Consider the following 18,510-nt stretch of genomic DNA (forward strand, 5'->3'; position numbering starts at 1 on the left):
TTAGAAAATTCTGTATATTATATCTAGAGTAAAAACTGTTGGAATTTACGCTATTTTCAAGTTGTTTTTGTTGGTTTTTATCCAATGATGAACTCCATAAATAAGAGCAATCCGATTAGGACTGCCCTTAGTTGTTTATATTTTTAACTCTCCCAATGCCATCAGTGAGTCAAGAATTAGCAAGAGCTGATAGCTTTGGGAAGAATCCCGCAAATCTTTATTGATGAGCGTTTCAATCTTATTGATTCGATACATTAGACCACTCATAGATAAGGAAAGATCATCCATCGTCTGCTGAAGTTTTCCACCATTGGATAAAAAGACATAGAGTGTTTTCAGTAACTCTTTTTGTTTCACATCATTTAATTTATATAGTGGTCCTAATTCTTGTTTTGCAATTTTCTTAATCCCGCTTACATTTTTTGAATTTATTAGGACACCAACTATCCCTAGATCTTTAAAACCATTTATTTTTTTATCTGTGGACATCCGTAAGGCAATTAATGCCTCTTCGAAATAATCCAATATACTCTCAATATCCTCGGATTTATCGCTTATCCCGACTTTATATCGATAAGATGAATACGTTGTTTCAATATGTTTCAGGATTTTTTCCATTATAGCGATAATATTTGCTGTTTCGGGTATGAGCATTATAATCTGACCCTCATACTGACCAATTAACGCTTTATATCCTTGGATATCGAGATACTTGGCAATGGTCTCTAATATTTGGTCATAGTGATCAAAGCTATTCTGGGTTGTCTTTCCCTTTTCTTTATAATCAATAGCGGCAATATAAAAAGGGTTCTCAAGGTTAAGGCCCATATGCCGGCCACGCTTGATAATTTCCTCATTGGAGGAAAATTGCCCCTTAAGGATTTGTTCTAAAAAATACCCCTTCATTTTTTCAACTGCTTCAAAACTTGTTTTTTCGTTTAAAAGGTACAATGAGGCGGCATTGGCAACCCTCTCAATAAACATAACATCCGTTTCCGCGCTTTTCCCTAGTTCATTTATATAAAAAAAGGTGCAATATCCGATTACTTTTTTTTGGACAATAATAGGGGTAATCAAACGTTCCTGATTTTCTGTCTTTATTCTAGTCGTTTCATTAAATAATGGCAGCAGGTTGTGATTATTTCTATTTTTTCGAATTAAATTCTCTTTTAGGTTGTTATTAAGACTAATATATTGCTCATCTTTTAGCCCTGAGTAAACAATTTTTTGGAAGCTTAAATCTTCAATAGAAATTGGGATTCTCAATAATTTAAACGTGCTATCAGCAATATCCTGAAGATTGCTTCCATTCGAAACACTTTCCGTTAATTTCTTATGAAATTTAGATACGGTTTCGATAAAATTCCTCTGCTCTAACAATTGCTCATAAGTATACTCCAGTTCATCAATGATATTACTTTCATGATAGAATTTAAGTTCCTCTTGAATTTCATTTCCCCAATCCTCTTGCAGTCTTGCTTCGAAGCAGCATTCAGCATCTCCCATAGCAATACAGCTAATTTCCTTAACAATGACACTCTTCCTGCAGACAGTTGACATATAACCGCTTGCATATCCTGTCAAGGTATGACATACCGGTGCTTCTGATTGGCCATGGTGCTTGATATGCTCCATTGCTTCAAATGAGTCAATCCATTTTCCTTTGCCAAGGATCGATTTAATGGTTTCTGAATCACTCATTTCGATTATTCTTTCGGACTTCATGTCTCTAAAATGTCCCGTGCTTAAATGAAGAATCGATGCTTGATTAAGAAGGTCATTGATCGATGAACTTGTTTTCATTGCTTCTTCTGCATCACTAACACCTAAATTCCAACCATAACGAAGTAGAAACCCTTTTGCTCTTTTAGTCCCTAGATTCTCTATTAATCCTTTCCTTAGGAGTCCAAAAGCAGCAGAAGTTGAAAGGATTTTTTTATTTCCATCTTCTGTGGAGCTAGGTTTATATGATTGGGCTAAGTTACTCAATATTAATTCCCCCTCTCAATTTAAGGGTTAAAAGGAGTTTACATGGCTTTTCTTTATACTTGGAACGACTTTATTTATTTGTTCGCCAAGATCGATTAATCCATTTGAACTACGAATTTGGCAGCGAATGACATCGCCGTCCTTCAGGTATTTGCCGCTGATTAATTGTCCTTCTTCAAGTAAATCCAACTTTTGTTGATAAGGAATAGCCATGTTTGATAAAAGTTCCAATACTTGCGGAGTTAGATTTAGAGCAACCCCGCCTGCAGTTCCAGTAACAATCAGATCCCCTGGGGATAAATCCATAATTTCCGAGAGCTCTGTAAGGGTTTCTGCCGGTTTGTAAAGCAGTTGATTTGAATTGGCAGATTGCCTTAATTCATCATTCACCCAGAGATTTAACTCAAGATCATGAAGCAATGGCAGCTCTTCCTTGTCAAGCAAATAAAGATAAGGACCTGTTGGACAAAAAGTTCGGTAGCTCTTACCTTTCAACCATTGCCCCTCTGAAAGCTGAACATCCCGCGCAGAAACATCATTAACAATCACGAGCCCGGCGATATACTGATGAAGGTTTTCGTCAGTTATATCTGACGCCTCTGTGATTTCTGTTCCAATTACGAGACCAAGCTCCAATTCATAATCTAGTAGTTTAACATCGCGCGGCCTTATAATTTCACTAGTGGCTCCGCAAAGGGAACTGTCAGCTTTGCTAAAAATCATATTAAATGGAGCTCGTGCAGCTTCCATTCCCGTCTCAGCACGATGCTCTGAGTAATTGACTCCCTGACAAACGATTCGTGCTGGCTTTGTCACTGGACTCAAAATGGTCACTTCATTTAATGAAACAGATTCTGTATGATCTTGTGCCTTGATGGTTCGGGCTTCTTCTTTCCCATGCGCCAAAAAATCAGGAAAACTTTGGTATGTACCTGATAAAAGGAGGATTTGATCTCCTGATACCACTCCCCATTGCTCTTTTTGTTTATGTTCAAATCTAACAACTTTAATACCCATTTTATCTCCCCCTCATTTTATGAAAATTTATTTTCTTACAATAAAGACTCCTCACATAGCGATATACAAGGAGTCTTCAAACATAATTTGTACTAGTGTTTTTTTATTTTCAACGGTTTTTTTTAAAACTCGCTGATACTGAACCCATATGTTCAAATTCTGCTCTGAATATATCCCCATCCTCTATGACTATCGCCTTTGAAAGAGCTCCAGCAAGAATAACTTCACCAGCATATAGAGAGATACAGTAATTACCTAGGGCATTAGCAAGCCAGGCAACGGCTTGAGCAGGATTCCCCATTACAGCCGCACTTACAGCAGAGTCCAAAAATTCATTATTCCTAAACACATTCATGCCAATTTTGGTGAGGTCAAGTCTATCTATCTTAGCAGTTGTTTTGCCGATAACCGCCCCTGCTGAAGAGCCATTGTCTGCTACCGTATCTTCGAACTTAATTTGCCAGTCTCTAATCCGACTGTCAATAATTTCTAGTGCCGGTACAATGTAATCTGTAGCTTCGATGACGTCATTCATTGTTACTCCAGGACCCCTTAAATCTTTTTTTAAGACAAAGGCGATTTCGAATTCAATCTTTGGCTGGATGAACTGATTTAGTCCAATCGTCTCTCCATCCTCATAGATCATGTCATTAAGAAGGTGCCCATAATCAGGCTCGTTCACATTAAACATATCCTGCATCGCTTTACTTGTGAGACCGATTTTTTTCCCAACAATTACTGCACCTTTATTCACTTTATGATGAATTTGATGCAGCTGAATTTGGTAGGCTTCATCCACAGAAATTTCTTCTGTGGATGAAGTAAAGGGAGCAATCGGCTGTTTCTCACTTTCCGCTTCCATTAGTGCTGTAGCAGCTTTTTGAATATCCATTACCATTGCTCCTTTATGTCGATGCTATTAAAGCATGGTTGTGATTTTTTTAATTCGATGTAACAGTTGATTCCTCTAATAAAGTACGATAGCGTCCGCTATAAAAAAGAAGTGGTTCAGCATCTTCATGCTTAATATCAGTCACCTTGCCGATAAAAAGGGTATGATCTCCTTCGATGTGCTCAGCAGATACTTCACAGGCAATTTGGGCGACGGCACCAGCTAATACTGGTTTCCCATCAAGACGATCAAAAATGACTTCCCGTGGCTCTTTTATTTGTCCAGCAAAAATCATTGAAAGTTCCTGTTGATCTGCAGCTAAAATATTGACTGAAAATGTTTGACTTTGTTTTATTTTCTCAAGGATTTTAGCTTTTTCCCCAATCGAGATTACAACTAGCTTTGGACTTAGTGACACGGACATGAAGGCATTTGCAGTCATTCCATGCACATCACCCTCGACATCTGTTGCAATAACGGTTACACCTGTTGCAAATTTCCCCATTGCGGTTCTAAATAATCGATCATCCATTCTTATGACCCCTTTCTGCTTTTCCGAATATGTTATCTTAAGTTATCTATTAATCTCTTATGCTTCGATCGTCGGATTGTTTTCTGGTAGTGTGTCCGTTTGGTCACCCCAGAAGGTAAAACCAACATCCATTTCATCCAAAGTCCATACGATAGGCTCCCAGTCTGGTTCAAAGATTAAATACCCATTGGTGAACAATTCCAAGCGGACTCCGCTGCCTGGATCGACAACGTAAATGTACATAGCTTGCGAAATACCGTGCTTACCAGGACCTTTAAACTTTATCCCATTTTCAGCTAAGATATCTGCCGCCCGAAGAAGATCTTGGGCATTATCAAGCCAGTAAGACAAATGGTGAATTTGATGTGTCGATGGTGAAAATGGATCATGGCTTACTGCGATATCATGCACCAATGGTGTGACACTTAACCAGGCACCAATTAAAGATTCATCTGGAGCTTGAACACATTCCCTCATTTTAAAACCTAGCTTTTCTATTAAATAATCAGAAATGACATTTGCCTTTAATGATGATAGGAGATTGACATGGTCTATTCTTCGCGGTGATACGCCGCGTGCCCATGATTTATAAGTCTGATTCTTTAATACCGACCGTTTGGACGGCTCTGCTAATGTTTTTTCCATGTCATAATAAATTTCAAAGCGATGCTCACTTGGTAATTGAAAGCGAATCGCTCTGCCTTGGCCCGCTTCTACACCAGCTTCAACCCAATTTACTTCTGTCCCTGCTTCCTTTAGCAGCTGGGCAAATCCTTCAACATCTTCAGGTCGTTTTGTCCGCCAGGCAATGTGGTCTACATACGACTTCTCACCTGCAGTAATTGAAAGCGTATGATGTTCAAAATCACCCCATGCACGTAGATAATGTGTTCCGTTAACTACCTCTGTTTCTTCAAGACCAATTAGTTCTTTAAAGAACCATAGTGATTTTTCAAGATCTGTTGATACTAAAGCAACGTGCCCTAATTTTGCGATTTCTGGTAAACTCATAGCTTATACCTCCCTATTTTCCTTAAATTTAATAATCCACACGTAACCGCTTACATTCATTTCGATTTGTTACACAAAATAAGTGTTCGGTTCTTGACCGCACAATACTCTTCCATACGTTTCAATTAAACTAGTTGGTGTGATAAACCCATGTAAATGCATGGTTAGGAAATCACGATAGACTCTTTGAATCGGATTTGTTTCGTAAGTAAACATAGATCCCACTCCAGCAACAAGCAGATCAATCGCTTCTTTACATAATTGATTTACATAACCAAAGTCTGCTTTGACTTTGATAATTTCATTTTTATCCATTACCTGTCCACGTGCGGCATAGGAATCAATTTTGTCTACGGCACGATAAAGATGCATCTCAGCTGAATCAATTTTCAGCTGCGCTTGGGCCACCTGGTGATGGGTTATAGGTGCTTCAGCTTGTTTGTTATAGAAGGTATTTCCTATCCCTGCCTTTGGAAGCCTTTCCATAAATAAATCCATTGCGGCCTTTGCGAGTCCCAACGCAGGTGCTACAATCGACAAGGTTAGCGAAGGTACAAAGGAAGACCTGTATAAGGCCACTTCTTTTAGCGGCTCAATGAGGTACTCGCCTTTACTTGCGAGACGATCTAATGAAACACGGTGATCTGGTACAAACACATTTTTAATATGACAGCTATTACTGCCCGATCCCTTTAAGCCCATTACATACCAGTCGTCAAGGACCTCTAATTCGTTGCGAGGAATAACCATAATGGCCATTTCTACGCCCCCGTTTTCATCGAAGATTGGAAACCCAAAGTAACACCAGTCAGCATGTGGACTTCCTGAAACGAATGGCCATTGTGCTTCCTCGATATAATAGCCGCCATCTACCTTTTTAATGTCACATTTAATTGGTTTAAAGTTCCCAGCTAATACGACATCTTCCCCTTTTTTGTAAATTTCGCTTAATGCTTTTTCTCCAAACGTATATGAAATCATATAATCCCTAATATTACTAAGTGCGACAAACCAGCCTGCCGACCCGTTTCCACGAGATATTTCAGTAACAACCTCTGTATAGGTACGCATATCCGTTTGATAACCGCCAAATAGATGTGGACGTAATACTTTTAACGTACCTTCATTTTGCAAATCATCAATAATCGCTTTAGGTAAGGAATTAGTCTTTTCTATTTCTTCCCCATATTCACGTAATTTTGGAATCAGAGATCGGGCCTTTTCTACCAATTCTTTCTTTGTGTCCAACACGCTTTGTTCCATTCGAGTACCCCCCGCAATAATAGTGGTAGTTCCTTCTTTCATTAGCCGTGGAATTAGTTAAATACACGTTGGTTTAAATCAATGTCCTGATATTTTTCTCCTACAAGCTTAGCTACTCGACGCATATGTTTTTCCATTAATCTTTTGGCCATTTTACTGTCCTTTTCTCGTAGACTATAAAAAATGATCCAATGCTCCGTTTGAGACTGTTTCCGTCGTTCATCCGTGAATAATTCTTCCGGGTTTCCTACAAAATTCAGGTAGTCCCAAAGTGTCTTCGCGAGATTAAAGGTATAAGTTAACTTGGAGGCTTCATAAATAGTGCGATGAAAATCAATATTTAAGCTAGAGTATTCATCAGCTGATATCCTGGTATTATCCATTTTTGTTAAGATTTCTTCCAAAAAACAAAATTTTTCTTCGTTCAGATTTAATGCAGCCTGCTCAGTCATTAATGCATCTAAATTGGCACAAACCAATAATCGTTCTAAAACTTCTTCTGGGTCAGGTCTTTTTACGAAGACACCAACTTGTGGAATAATTGTGAGAAATCCTTCTTGTTCAAGCTTTGATAATGCCTTGTGGACGGGTGTCCGGCTCATATTTAGTTTTTCGGTAATCTCATTCACATTTATCGAGGTTTCTGGTTCCCAGATTCCTTCAATAATTAATCTTTTAATATAGCGATAAGCCTTATCAATTTTCATATTATACACCTGCTATTTTCTAGGATTAGTTACCCCTATAATATGTTAATTCGCTAGCGAGTGTCTATTGTCACTTTAGGATATACTAGAGTTTTATCCTAATCTATTATAATGACGATCAAGGGTGTGTTAGTTTTAGTTTATAGGTCACCATTGAAAAAATCCGATGTTAATTTGATAAATCTTTCTTTTTGTTCGACTTGCGCCCAATGTCCACAGCGCTTAAAGACATGCAGCTGTGCATTTGGCAAATAGTCCATTACATATAGGCTGCTTTGGAGTGGTACAAAACGGTCCCCATGTCCGTGAATTAGTAAAATAGAATGGTCCATCTGTTTCAGTGCTGAAGGAGGGATAAGCATATCCGACAAATGTGATTTCGAGAAATTCTCCTCATATGATCTGCGAACTTCGGGCTTTAAAAATAGCTCTAATCGCTCAGACACAATGTTCTCCAATTCATCTTCAAGGATCCTTTTATCAAATAAGAACCAGCTTAATAAATTTTTGAATGCAACTGGATCTGGGTCTTTATGGAAGTTTGCTAGTTTTGCAAGTTCTGGAGTTGGTTCTGTTAAACCGCCGCCAGCCCCCATCAATACTACTTTATCAAATCGATCCGGTGCATACATGAGCAGATGAAGGGCAATGACACCACCGAGGGAATTCCCAACTAAGTTGGCCTTTTCAACCCCTAAATTATCCATTAACAGCAATACCTGTTTGATCCGCTCATTCATCCACTCTACACCATTTTTCGGATAGGCCTCAGGATGATCGGTATTGCCAAAACCGAAAATATCAAGTGCCACTACGTGAAATTTCTCATTAAAATGTGGTAATATGTGCTGCCAGTTTGATTTAGCACTTACCCCTGGTCCGCTTCCATGAAGAAAGATGATTGTTTCAGAGGAGTTGTCACCACCTTCATGGATAAAGGTTTGATAATTTCCTGTTTGAACCTTTTTTGTTTCAACTGCTGTCATATTCGTTACCCTCACTTTGTAAAAATAATTTTAAAGTTTCATTGATTCTCTTCGCTGAAATTCTAGTATTGGGTATCCACTACATTTATAGTGGTTAAATTGGTAATAAAAGCGTTTTCTTTAACTAACTATAATTTTACCTTTGTTCATTTGACTTTGTCAATAAATTCTGAATACTTTTTTTAAAATCTAAATAGTTTTATAATCACCGAGGGAATTATTTAAGTATCACCCTTTTATGATTAGAGGTCTTTTAATAACTTCCATTATTTCAGACGCTGGTAAGCCGTTTTCAATCAGTTGAACCATTACTTTCATATATCGATGAATATGGTTAAAATATTTTTTATATCCAGCACACAAATAGTTTAATCCTGGCTCACCATCAAGAGTTTGAAGAAAGCGGTGTTTTGGACACTCTCCGTTGCACGCAAAACGTACTTCACATGTTTTGCAGTAATTCGGAAGAGAGGATTTTTTATTTTCCCCAAATGCTCTTTGTTTGTTAGATTCAATCATTTCAACAAATGTATTGTCGAAAATATTCCCCAGTTGGTATTCAGGATACATAAAATGATCACACGAATACACATCTCCATTGTGTTCAACCATCGCAGCCCTTCCACAAGTTTCTGCAAATATACAAGTTGTTGATGGGAGTCCAAGCCAAGAGGTAAGAGCTTGTTCAAAATTCATTACAAGAATTTTTCCTACATCCTTTCTTACCCACTCTTCAAAAATAGTGATAAGAAAGTCACCATACTTCTCTGCTTCTACCGTCCAAGTGGAAACAGCTTGCTGTGCTTCTTCCTGATTTACGGAAGGTGGTGTGGCATGTCGAAGCCCAATTTTTTTGGCTTCCATATCCGGCATTCGTTCTACAATAGGAATGAATTGAATGAACTCTACTCCTTCCTCTTTAAAGAAATGATAGATTTCAAGAGGATACTTAGAAGAATACTTTGTCACACAGACTAACACATTAAAATTCACCTTATATTTTTTTAATAGACGCAAAGCTTTCTGAACCTTATGGAATGTTGGTTTCCCTCCACGGTCAACTCTATATTCATTATGAATGTATTCCGGACCATCAAGACTAAGGCCTACAAGGAATTTATGTTTTGCCAGAAATTGACACCACTCTTCATTTAAAAGTGTACCATTCGTTTGCAGAGAGTTGGTGATTCTTTTCCCGCTACCATACTTCTTTTGCAATTCAATCACTTTCTTATAAAAATCAAGACCCATTAAGGTGGGTTCCCCCCCCTGCCAAACGAACGGAATTTCATTAACATCTTGCGATTTTATGTATTGCTGAATAAACTCCTCTAACGTTTCATCTGACATCCGAAAACGACTTTTTTCGGAAAAGAAAGCTTCTTTCTCTGTATAAAAACAATAATGGCAATCAAGATTACAAATTGGACCTGATGGTTTGGCTAGAATATGAAATCCTTTTGTTTGTTCATAGGTTTTCTCCATTTTTATTCTCCTTCGTTTCTTAGAATATAAGCCAGTAACCCCTTGGCACTGGCTTATATTTCTTTCTTCATTTACTTAATCTCATTTCATTTTTCTACTTCAATTCATAGACGACTTTTTCAATCTCTCCTGAAAATTCGAACGTTCCTTCATTTTGGTAGGCTGGGCTTACAGAATAGAGTGTATCCTTACCGATATCCAATCCTTCGAATGCAATTTTATATTGATGTGTTTTGTCAATACTACCTTCTCCGACTTTCTGTCCATTAATATATAGACTTCCAATACCTTTGTTGGCTTCAGTTTTACTAAACTCAAACCGGATTGCTGATTTTCCTACAGGCACATCTTCTTTCGATTCAATTCGATAAACAGCATTTCCCATGTTGTATTCATAAACTAGCTTGTTATTTTTTATATATAATGTATAACCACTCTCATAACCTCCTAAAGCAACGAGGACGCCATCATCGGTTGCGCTGTCACGTTCAATTGGGACCGTGATGGAATAGGTACGGTTAATAATGAATGGTGAAGCTGACTCTGATAAACGGGACATTCCAGGGTAAAATGTAAAGGTATTTCTTGCACGGATGGAATCCGCAGGGATAGTTAAAAATCCTTCTCCAGCGATATCTGTCATTGGATATACTCCATATTTCCTTGCTTCCTCCTCCCATAACTTCTTCAGTTCATTTACCTTTTCTGGGAATTTTGCCGCAAGGTCATTTGTTTCAGAAAAGTCTTCTGCTACATGGTAAAGCTGCCAGATATCCTTTTCATAAGGGTCTCCTTTCTTATGGAGTGTTAACGCTTTCCAACCGTCATGATATATGGCCCGCTGTCCGTTATTTTCAAAATACTGTGTTTCCTTTCCTAATGATTTGGAACTTTTAAATGAATCGGCAAAACTCTTGCCTTGAAGGCCCATTTGCTTTACTCCCTTTATCTCCTTAGGTATATCAATTCCTAATACATCATAAACAGTGGGAGTGATATCACTTACATGTATATACTGATTACGAATCGCTCCTTTATCTTTAATCACCTTTGGATAATAAACAATCAGCGGTGTATGAATTCCTGCTTCAAAGGTTGTAGCTTTATAGAATTTAAAAGGGGTATTACTGACCTGAGCCCAGCCAGTCGGAGATTCTGCTCCAGCTCGTTCACTTCCTATATCGTCGATATGCTTAACAACATCTTCTAATTTTTCAGGTACATCGTTATATGGGAGTGTATGATTAATCGATCCGGTATTTTTCCCCATGGAGCTGGTACCGTTGTCTGATAAGAAGACAATCATTGTATTTTCCAATTCCCCGACGGAGCGTAATTTCTCAATAAAGCGGCCAATTTGCTCATCGGTATGCGTCAAAAAGCCTGCGTATGTTTCTTGGAAACGGATAAACGCCTTTTTCTCATCATTAGTAAGTTGCTCCCACGGCTTAACTCCTGGGTTAAGTCCAGGTAATTTAGTGTCTTTTGGAATAATCCCTAATTGTTTCTGCTTATTAAACCTTTCTTCCCGGATTTTATCCCAGCCTTTGTCATATACCCCTTTATACATATCGATATATTTCTTTGGAACTTGAACTGGTTGGTGCTGTGCACCAAAAGATAAGTATAGGAAAAATGGTTTTTCTGGATTCACTGAAGATTGGTCGGTTACATATTGATTGGCTCGATCCACTATATCCTCAGAGAAATGATAGTTTTCCTTCTTAGGTACATCAACCGGACTGTTATCCTGTATTAATTCTGGTCTATATTGATCACCAGAGTCCTCAAGAAAACCGTAGAAGCGATCAAAGCCTTTGCCTAGCGGCCAATTTTCATAAGGACCAGCAGGAGTTACTTGGTGGGAAGGGGATAAGTGCCATTTCCCTAATGCGTAATTATTGTAGCTATTTTCGCTAAGAACTTCAGCAATTGTTCCCGCTTCCGGATAGATTCTGCCACGTTTGTTTTCATATTCAGGGCCCATATCAAAATTGGCTACTGTTGACATTCCTATATCATGTGGATTCCGTCCTGTAAGTAAAGCTGCACGGGTTGGTGAACACACCGGCGTTACATGCGAATTGTTATAACGAAGTCCGTTTTCCGCTAACCAATCTAAGTTAGGCGTTTTGACTTCGGATCCATAGCTTCCAATATCAGAAAAACCAGAATCGTCTAAGACAATATACACAATATTTGGTTTGGGTGAGTCCTCACCTTCTTTTTGCTGGCTTTTTTGTTTTTGTTCATTTGTTTTCTGCTTTAAAACCTCTGCTTTTACTTCCTGACCAGTAATATTTTTATAGGAACACCCTGAAAGTAGTGATAATGCAGAAGCTACCGCAGTCAGCTTTTGAAATGGTAACTTATTAAGTACTTTTAAACCTTTATCCAATGTATCTCCTCCTCCTCAAATCTTTCATAGTGACAAATATAGAGATGCTTTTCAACTAATAACCAAATCTATCATTTATTAACCTGTTTATTTTCATCAGATGATAGGAAGGTAGAATTATGGGATATGATGTTACCCATGCCGCCGCCAACATTTATCTTCTGCCCTGTCACATAATCCGATAAGCCAGAAGCTAGAAACAAACAGACTCCTGCAATATCCTCAGCCGTCCCCATTCTCTGCATTGGAACTTCTTTATTGGCAAGAGCCTCTGTAAATTGATCTCGTTCAGGACCAGTCGGCATTAATTCGTCCCAAAAAGGAGTCATGATGGGACCAGGTGAGATGACGTTTGCATGAATTCCGAGCGGTGCAAGTTCAAAGGCAAGATTATGGGTGAGACTCTCGACTGCTCCTTTAGCAGCATGGTAATGAAGGACAACGGTATAGGCGTTAAAAGCCCCAATTGAAGAGAAATTAACGATTTTACCGGATTTTTGTTTTTTCATGTACGGTAAAATTTCCATGATTGGATTAAGGGTACCATTAAGATTTAACTTCATAGTTCTGTCCCAATCATTCATATTTATATTTTCACTGCTTCCGTTGGCACCAAAGGTACCTCCTGCACAATTTACTAAAATATCAATTCTCCCAAATTCCTTCATCGCCTGATCCACTGTTGCTTTAATCGTCAATTGATTAGTGACATCGACCTGATTATAGGCACGCGCTTGTCCGCCGCCTGTTTGGATGTTATCCGCAACAATACGGGCAGCATCAAAATCCAAATCGGCAATGACTACAGTCGCGCCTTGCTCGGCGAATTTTTTTGATGTTGCTTCTCCCATACCTTTAGCTCCACCAGTTATGACGGCTATTTTATCTTTTAACAGCATTTTAAATCCCCCTTTGCTTGATAGATTGAGCTCTATATTCCCCTTACACCGCCATCAGATACGATGGAGGTACCAGTCATATAGGATGATTCATCAGAAACCATGAACAAAATTGTTTTTGCTTGTTCTTCTGGTGTGGACATTCTGCCCATTGGGATGATTTTTTCCATATGTGGGGTATTTGGGTTATCGGCAATCATTTCCGTATAGACCACACCCGGCAATAAGCAATTCACCCTAATCCCTTTTCCGGCATATTCAGCAGCTACTACCTTTGACATATGGGTAATTCCTGCTTTAACAAAACTATACAGGGCATGGGTAGGCATGACACTGACCGCAGCTAAAGAGGTCACATTAACAATGTTTCCAGAAGACTGTTTTTCCATATGTGGGAGGACCAACTGCATGGCACGAAAATAAGAAAACGCATCAAGTGCAACGAATTCATACCAATCACTGTTTGTTAATTCAATGAATGGCTTTTCAATTATTCTCCCTGCATTATTGATAAGAATATCAATTTGACCAAATTCCTTTAATGTACTATCTACTAAATTTATAATTTGTTCTTCGTTCGTCATATCTGTCTGTACGAAAATCGCCTCTCCTCCCTGGCTATTGATAGAATCAACGATTCTTTCTCCGTTTTCCCTTCTTCTTCCAACCACTACAACTTTTGCACCCTCAGCAGCAAATAATTTAGCAGTTGCTTCGCCAATTCCGGAGGTACTGCCCGTTACAATCGCAACTTTATTTTGTAATCTTTGTAATGAATTCCCCATCATACGTCCCCTCTCATGTAGTAATTTTTATCATATAAAAAGCTAAAATGATGAATTCTGCACTCACCATTTTAGCTTTTTGATTGTTATTGACTTAAAGTAGCCTCAATATCCCTTTTCGGTTTCATTACCGAAATGGCCCAAATGAGAGCTAACAGAACTAATCCAATCGCACTAACTGCTAATGGGAATCTACCTATATCTTGGTTAAATATATTTTGAATCACTTGAAATCCAAAAGGCCCTAAAATCCCTCCAATACCTTGCCCTGCAACAACTAAACCTACACTAGAAGGAGCACCGACTGGAGTTAACTCAGAAACCCTAGTAAATACTCCTGGAATGCCAATTCCCATTGCAAAACCACCGAATACACTTCCAATTAAGATCATTGTTAGAGTTGGAGAGTAGTAACAGATGGCCATTCCAACACCGGTCATTAAAACAGCAAGCGGTAAATACATGGTTGGAAGTTTGTGTTTTATCTTCCCAAAAAGGAAACCAGCTATTAAAGTACCAAAGGTAAAGATGGATATAGCCAAACCAGCTTCTGTGGCATTACCTAATTTATCCGCTTGGATGACAACTGAAATATTTACTACATAGCCAAAAATAAGCGCTGAATAAAAGACCTGTCCGAGACTTACCCAATAGATTGCTTTTGGCAATTTAATCTTTACGACTGCCTGATTACTATCGACTTTAGATACCTGTTTCTTCTCAGGCTCGGGTAGGTAAAGGATTGTAATCGCAAGAATCCAAATAGGGAACAAGTAGGTTAGGAAACCATAATGCCAACCATAAGCATCCGCTAAGATCCCTCCAACTAATTGGAAGAAAATAGCTCCGATACACGCAATTGTTGAGGTACCAAATCCAATCAAGAAATCTCTATCTCTGCCTTCAAAGAAATCTGTAATTACATCTACTGACAACGGCATGGTAATCCCGACACCTAAACCTAAAATCCCCCTCATTGCAATAATCACCCAGAGGTTATCAATAAAGGTTGGAAGGATACCCCCGATGATGAAAAGGCTTAAGCCGACAAACAATAGTGTTCGCTTCTTGAACATTTTGGAAAGTTTACCATAAAAGAGAGCAGGAACAATTTGTATTAATCCTGGAAAAGTAGCAACTAACATAACAATTGTGGGGTCATATTGTGGAAATGCCTTAATGATGTCAGCCATTATTGACCCTGCTACCCCTGCAGCAACATCTTGGAAAGCAAGAATAACAACCAAAAACTTAAGAAAATTTCTGCTGATGGTCTTTACTGCCATTGTTAAACCTCCCATATCATTTCATAAATGTTTTGAAATAGATAATGAATCCGTTTTCAAAATAAAACAAAAATTCCGAGCAGGTTGTTTTGTTGGCCATCAAAACAACAGAACTAAAATTTTAATTTTACGTTAATTACTTTTTTAATTGTATAAAACGGTAAAAAAAGCGCTTTCTTTTACTAACTGTAATTCTACATACCTAATAAATACTTGTCAATATATTCTAAATATTATTTATTTTTAGAATTAGAGTCGTTATTTCGCGAAAACACTAAAAAATGCCCTGAAAATTTCAGGGCATTTTTTACATATCGTTATCAAGTAAAATTTTACTGATAATCTTTGCTTATCGAGTCTATTTTATATAATCTTTTCAAAAATTAGTAAAAAACTAACCAATCTGCTTAACCCACCAATTACTCCTCTGCTAACAATCGGTATTTTCCACTAAAATAGATTAATGGCTCAGAATCTTCAACTTTAAGATTGGTTACTCTGCCAATAAAAAGTGTGTGATCACCTTCATCATGCTCCGCTGATACTTCGCAAACAATTTGAGCAGTTGCTCCTGGTAAAACAGGTATACCCTCGAGGCGGTCAAACACAATTTCTTGTTGATTTTTCGACTGTCCCGCGAAAATCATTGATAATTCTTGTTGATTTGCCGCAAGTATATTGACTGAAAAGCTTTTACTTTGTTTTACTTTTTCAAGCATTTGTGCTTTTTCAGCAATTGAGATTACGACAAGTTTTGGATTTAGAGAAACAGACATGAATGCATTCGCAGTCATTCCATGGACATTTCCAGCCACTTCCGTTGCGACCACCGTTACCCCTGTTGCAAACTTTCCCATTGCGTTTCGAAATTGACGATCATCCATAATTTCACCTCGCTAATTTTTATTTTTCTTTATTGCCTTTTTTTTCAAACGACGATACATCCGATATCCTTTTCGCACCGCATCGACGATAAAAAATGGGATAGGCGGATGATATTTATATATATATGGTAAATAAATCTTGTAATAAGCTTTTTTTAAATCTTTCCATTTTTTGCAGTACCCTTGTTTATAAAAATCAGAAATATCAACAATATAACCTCTCCCCTCAAACATGACGACATTCTTGCCGTGAACATCATAGGGATTTAATCCAACTGACCTCGCATAATCCAAACCTGAATCAATATCCTTTATGACAGCTTCAGGGATTGGAACTCCCTTTACCACAGCATCAAACAAGGTAATACCGTTAAGCTTTTTTAGGATTAAATAATTTTCACCATAATCATAAAGTGTGGAATAACTTTTATGGTTTCCTAACCTCTTGTAAACATCAATTTCTTTTTTAAGCTCCTCGGGGCTTCGACCATAAACTTTTACCACCCACTCTGGATGAGCATCAAGTGTAAAGACCCCAGCATAATTGCCGCGCCCGATCGTTTTCCATAACGGTGACATATTTTTTACAATGATAGGGTCAAACGGACTGTCAGACGTTAATTGTATTCTTGGTAATAATTCTGTTTCTATTAAATTTATATACTCTGCTTTTTGCATTTGCACACCTTCTAATCTATTAGGCATTCATTTTTTAAATAGGGTCAATCTAAGAAATGATTTTCTCCACACATCTTACCATTATGTAAGATAAAATGTTCAATAAATTTATTCAAAATTTAATGGAAATTTCTTATAAGCCATTATACACTATTAGTTAATAGAAAAATTTAGTATTCATTTGGAAATCCCCTTTTACCACTCTTGTTGAGTATACGGGTAAAGGGATAAATAGAGAGGGTTGCCATGACTTTTCCCATTTTAAATACGAAAAGACTTAAATTAATTGAATTAACACATCAGCATGTTGATTATCTATACGAGATTTTATCATTAGAAGAAGTGACCCGTTTTTATGGAACAAATCGTTTTACTTTACCTGTCGAAGCTTCAAGATTAATTGATATGTTTCATAAGAACCTGGTTGATAAACGTGGGATCCGCTGGGGTATCAAATTAAAGGAAAATCAAAAGATCATCGGCACTGTTGGTCTTAATGGTTTACATCTAAAAAATAAGCGTGCAGAAATTGGTTATGAGCTGCATCCCGACTATTGGAGGATGGGCTATGGTTCAGAGGCGATTAAAGAAGTGATCCGCTTTAGTTTTAATCAATTGGATTTATTTCGAATTGGAGCTATAGTTTACCCTGAAAATGTGTCATCCTTAAATTTACTAATTAAGCTAGGCTTCTCGAAGGAAGGATTACTACGAGGGTATATCAATCAAAATGAGCAATTTCATGATACGTTTGTATTATCATTATTAAAACCAGAATGGATGAAAAGCCAGGTTTAATATCCTGGCTTTTCTTATTCCTGAAAGTATTCCTTCATTGCTTTAGCGTTTTTTACTTCCGTATTATGATAATACGGATTATTTTCTGAAGCATCTTTTGGGTCAAGATTTGTTTTAATAACTAACATTGGCGAAGGAGAGCTTTCAGCGATAATTCTGTCATTTAATTGTTCAAAATCAGGCATATTTTTATTTCCAGGCTGTCTCGGTTCCATAGTAACACCTCCTTAAAATAGCTTGCTGATTTTTGCATCTAATCATTCTAAAATCAGAACTTTTCCATCCTTTTTACGAAAAAAGAAAAAAACTAGGAAGTAAAAACCTCCTAGTTAGTTTTATTCTTCTTCTGAGCCGACTAAGAAATCAGGATTTAACTCCTCGAATTCTTCATCGTCTACGTCCATTCCCCACTCATCGTCATTGTCCTTGCAGCCTTCAGAACTGACGCGAACACAAACCTTAGTCTCGCCAATCACCTCTACAAGGAATTCCCTTTCGACATGGACGATGATTCTGTTACCATTAGGGGAAATGACCGCTTCACAGCAATTAGGCTGCTGCAGCACTCGAGCACTTATTTCATTGTCATCGAGGCAGTCATGGTCACGATACTTTAACTTAATGACATCTGTATATTGGACACGTTCTGTAACAACTTCTGTTTTGGTATTATCATTAAATGAATACCAAACATTGATGTCGTAAGAGCCATGTATCTCTACAGTCTTGCCAACCTTTTTCGCATTGTATTTATGGTTGATGATCCAACAGCCAAGTATACTTGTTGGACTATGCGCCGGGCTAATCGTATGATTGGACTGGGTGAATTTACGTCCTTTCGCTACTACGGCCTTGGTAATTATCTCTCTATAGTCTCCCATTTCGCGCGAACCCTCCTCA

Annotated in this window: 18 protein-coding genes; 1 reads left to right on the forward strand and 17 read right to left on the reverse strand. The window is 37.9% G+C overall.

The window, feature by feature from the left end; translation table 11 throughout:
- Positions 1 to 135: 135 nt before the first annotated feature.
- The 15 genes from QF028_RS17615 to QF028_RS17685 all read right to left on the reverse strand — a co-directional run bounded on the left by QF028_RS17615 (position 136) and on the right by QF028_RS17685 (position 16,812).
- Positions 136 to 1,989 (reverse strand): XylR N-terminal domain-containing protein, encoded by a 1,854-nt coding sequence (locus QF028_RS17615; RefSeq protein ID WP_429467350.1) that lies wholly within the window; start codon positions 1,987 to 1,989, stop codon positions 136 to 138.
- A 27-nt stretch (positions 1,990 to 2,016) separates the two neighbouring features.
- Positions 2,017 to 3,006, reverse strand: a complete 990-nt coding sequence (locus QF028_RS17620) for a fumarylacetoacetate hydrolase family protein (RefSeq protein ID WP_429467353.1) — start codon at positions 3,004 to 3,006, stop codon at positions 2,017 to 2,019.
- Between the two features lie 109 nt (positions 3,007 to 3,115).
- Positions 3,116 to 3,898: a 2-keto-4-pentenoate hydratase gene (locus QF028_RS17625; RefSeq protein WP_429467355.1), complete on the reverse strand. Its 783-nt coding sequence runs from the start codon at positions 3,896 to 3,898 to the stop codon at positions 3,116 to 3,118.
- Between the two features lie 49 nt (positions 3,899 to 3,947).
- Entirely contained in the window at positions 3,948 to 4,430 is a 483-nt protein-coding gene (locus QF028_RS17630) for a flavin reductase family protein (RefSeq protein WP_429467358.1), read from the reverse strand.
- A 57-nt stretch (positions 4,431 to 4,487) separates the two neighbouring features.
- Positions 4,488 to 5,441, reverse strand: a complete 954-nt coding sequence (locus QF028_RS17635) for a VOC family protein (protein ID WP_429467361.1) — start codon at positions 5,439 to 5,441, stop codon at positions 4,488 to 4,490.
- A 69-nt stretch (positions 5,442 to 5,510) separates the two neighbouring features.
- The gene (locus tag QF028_RS17640; RefSeq protein WP_429467363.1) at positions 5,511 to 6,704 is read right to left on the reverse strand and encodes an acyl-CoA dehydrogenase family protein; all 1,194 of its coding nucleotides are present in this window, start codon (positions 6,702 to 6,704) and stop codon (positions 5,511 to 5,513) included.
- A gap of 53 nt (positions 6,705 to 6,757) precedes the next feature.
- Positions 6,758 to 7,411 carry a GntR family transcriptional regulator gene (locus tag QF028_RS17645; RefSeq protein ID WP_410883370.1) on the reverse strand — a complete coding sequence of 218 codons (654 nt, stop codon included), beginning with the start codon at positions 7,409 to 7,411 and terminating at the stop codon, positions 6,758 to 6,760.
- Between the two features lie 140 nt (positions 7,412 to 7,551).
- Positions 7,552 to 8,397, reverse strand: coding sequence for an alpha/beta fold hydrolase (locus QF028_RS17650; protein WP_429467365.1), 846 nt, complete (start codon positions 8,395 to 8,397; stop codon positions 7,552 to 7,554).
- A gap of 228 nt (positions 8,398 to 8,625) precedes the next feature.
- On the reverse strand, positions 8,626 to 9,882 hold the full coding sequence (locus tag QF028_RS17655; RefSeq protein WP_429467368.1) for an anaerobic sulfatase maturase: 1,257 nt from the start codon (positions 9,880 to 9,882) through the stop codon (positions 8,626 to 8,628).
- 94 nt (positions 9,883 to 9,976) lie between these two features.
- Positions 9,977 to 12,280 carry an arylsulfatase gene (locus tag QF028_RS17660; protein ID WP_429467371.1) on the reverse strand — a complete coding sequence of 768 codons (2,304 nt, stop codon included), beginning with the start codon at positions 12,278 to 12,280 and terminating at the stop codon, positions 9,977 to 9,979.
- Between the two features lie 71 nt (positions 12,281 to 12,351).
- The gene (locus QF028_RS17665; protein ID WP_429467374.1) at positions 12,352 to 13,179 is read right to left on the reverse strand and encodes an SDR family NAD(P)-dependent oxidoreductase; all 828 of its coding nucleotides are present in this window, start codon (positions 13,177 to 13,179) and stop codon (positions 12,352 to 12,354) included.
- Between the two features lie 32 nt (positions 13,180 to 13,211).
- Positions 13,212 to 13,967: an SDR family NAD(P)-dependent oxidoreductase gene (locus tag QF028_RS17670; RefSeq protein WP_429467376.1), complete on the reverse strand. Its 756-nt coding sequence runs from the start codon at positions 13,965 to 13,967 to the stop codon at positions 13,212 to 13,214.
- Between the two features lie 83 nt (positions 13,968 to 14,050).
- Positions 14,051 to 15,250 (reverse strand): MFS transporter, encoded by a 1,200-nt coding sequence (locus QF028_RS17675; protein ID WP_429467378.1) that lies wholly within the window; start codon positions 15,248 to 15,250, stop codon positions 14,051 to 14,053.
- Positions 15,251 to 15,669: 419 nt separating this feature from the next.
- Positions 15,670 to 16,134: a flavin reductase family protein gene (locus QF028_RS17680; RefSeq protein WP_429467380.1), complete on the reverse strand. Its 465-nt coding sequence runs from the start codon at positions 16,132 to 16,134 to the stop codon at positions 15,670 to 15,672.
- 12 nt (positions 16,135 to 16,146) lie between these two features.
- Complete coding sequence (locus QF028_RS17685; RefSeq protein WP_429467383.1) at positions 16,147 to 16,812, reverse strand: serine/threonine protein kinase; 666 nt, start codon at positions 16,810 to 16,812, stop codon at positions 16,147 to 16,149.
- Between the two features lie 246 nt (positions 16,813 to 17,058).
- On the opposite strand from QF028_RS17685, the gene QF028_RS17690 reads away from it, so the two are divergent.
- Positions 17,059 to 17,610, forward strand: a complete 552-nt coding sequence (locus QF028_RS17690; protein ID WP_429467385.1) for a GNAT family N-acetyltransferase — start codon at positions 17,059 to 17,061, stop codon at positions 17,608 to 17,610.
- Positions 17,611 to 17,624: 14 nt separating this feature from the next.
- On the opposite strand, the gene QF028_RS17695 is transcribed toward QF028_RS17690, so the two are convergent.
- Together QF028_RS17695 and QF028_RS17700 are read right to left on the reverse strand one after the other, a co-directional pair.
- Positions 17,625 to 17,825, reverse strand: a complete 201-nt coding sequence (locus QF028_RS17695) for a hypothetical protein (protein ID WP_168242806.1) — start codon at positions 17,823 to 17,825, stop codon at positions 17,625 to 17,627.
- A 120-nt stretch (positions 17,826 to 17,945) separates the two neighbouring features.
- Positions 17,946 to 18,491 carry an outer spore coat protein CotE gene (locus QF028_RS17700; protein WP_088086429.1) on the reverse strand — a complete coding sequence of 182 codons (546 nt, stop codon included), beginning with the start codon at positions 18,489 to 18,491 and terminating at the stop codon, positions 17,946 to 17,948.
- Positions 18,492 to 18,510 lie beyond the last annotated feature (19 nt).

This window comes from Neobacillus sp. B4I6, from assembly GCF_050434045.1.
GTDB lineage: Bacteria > Bacillota > Bacilli > Bacillales > Cytobacillaceae > Neobacillus.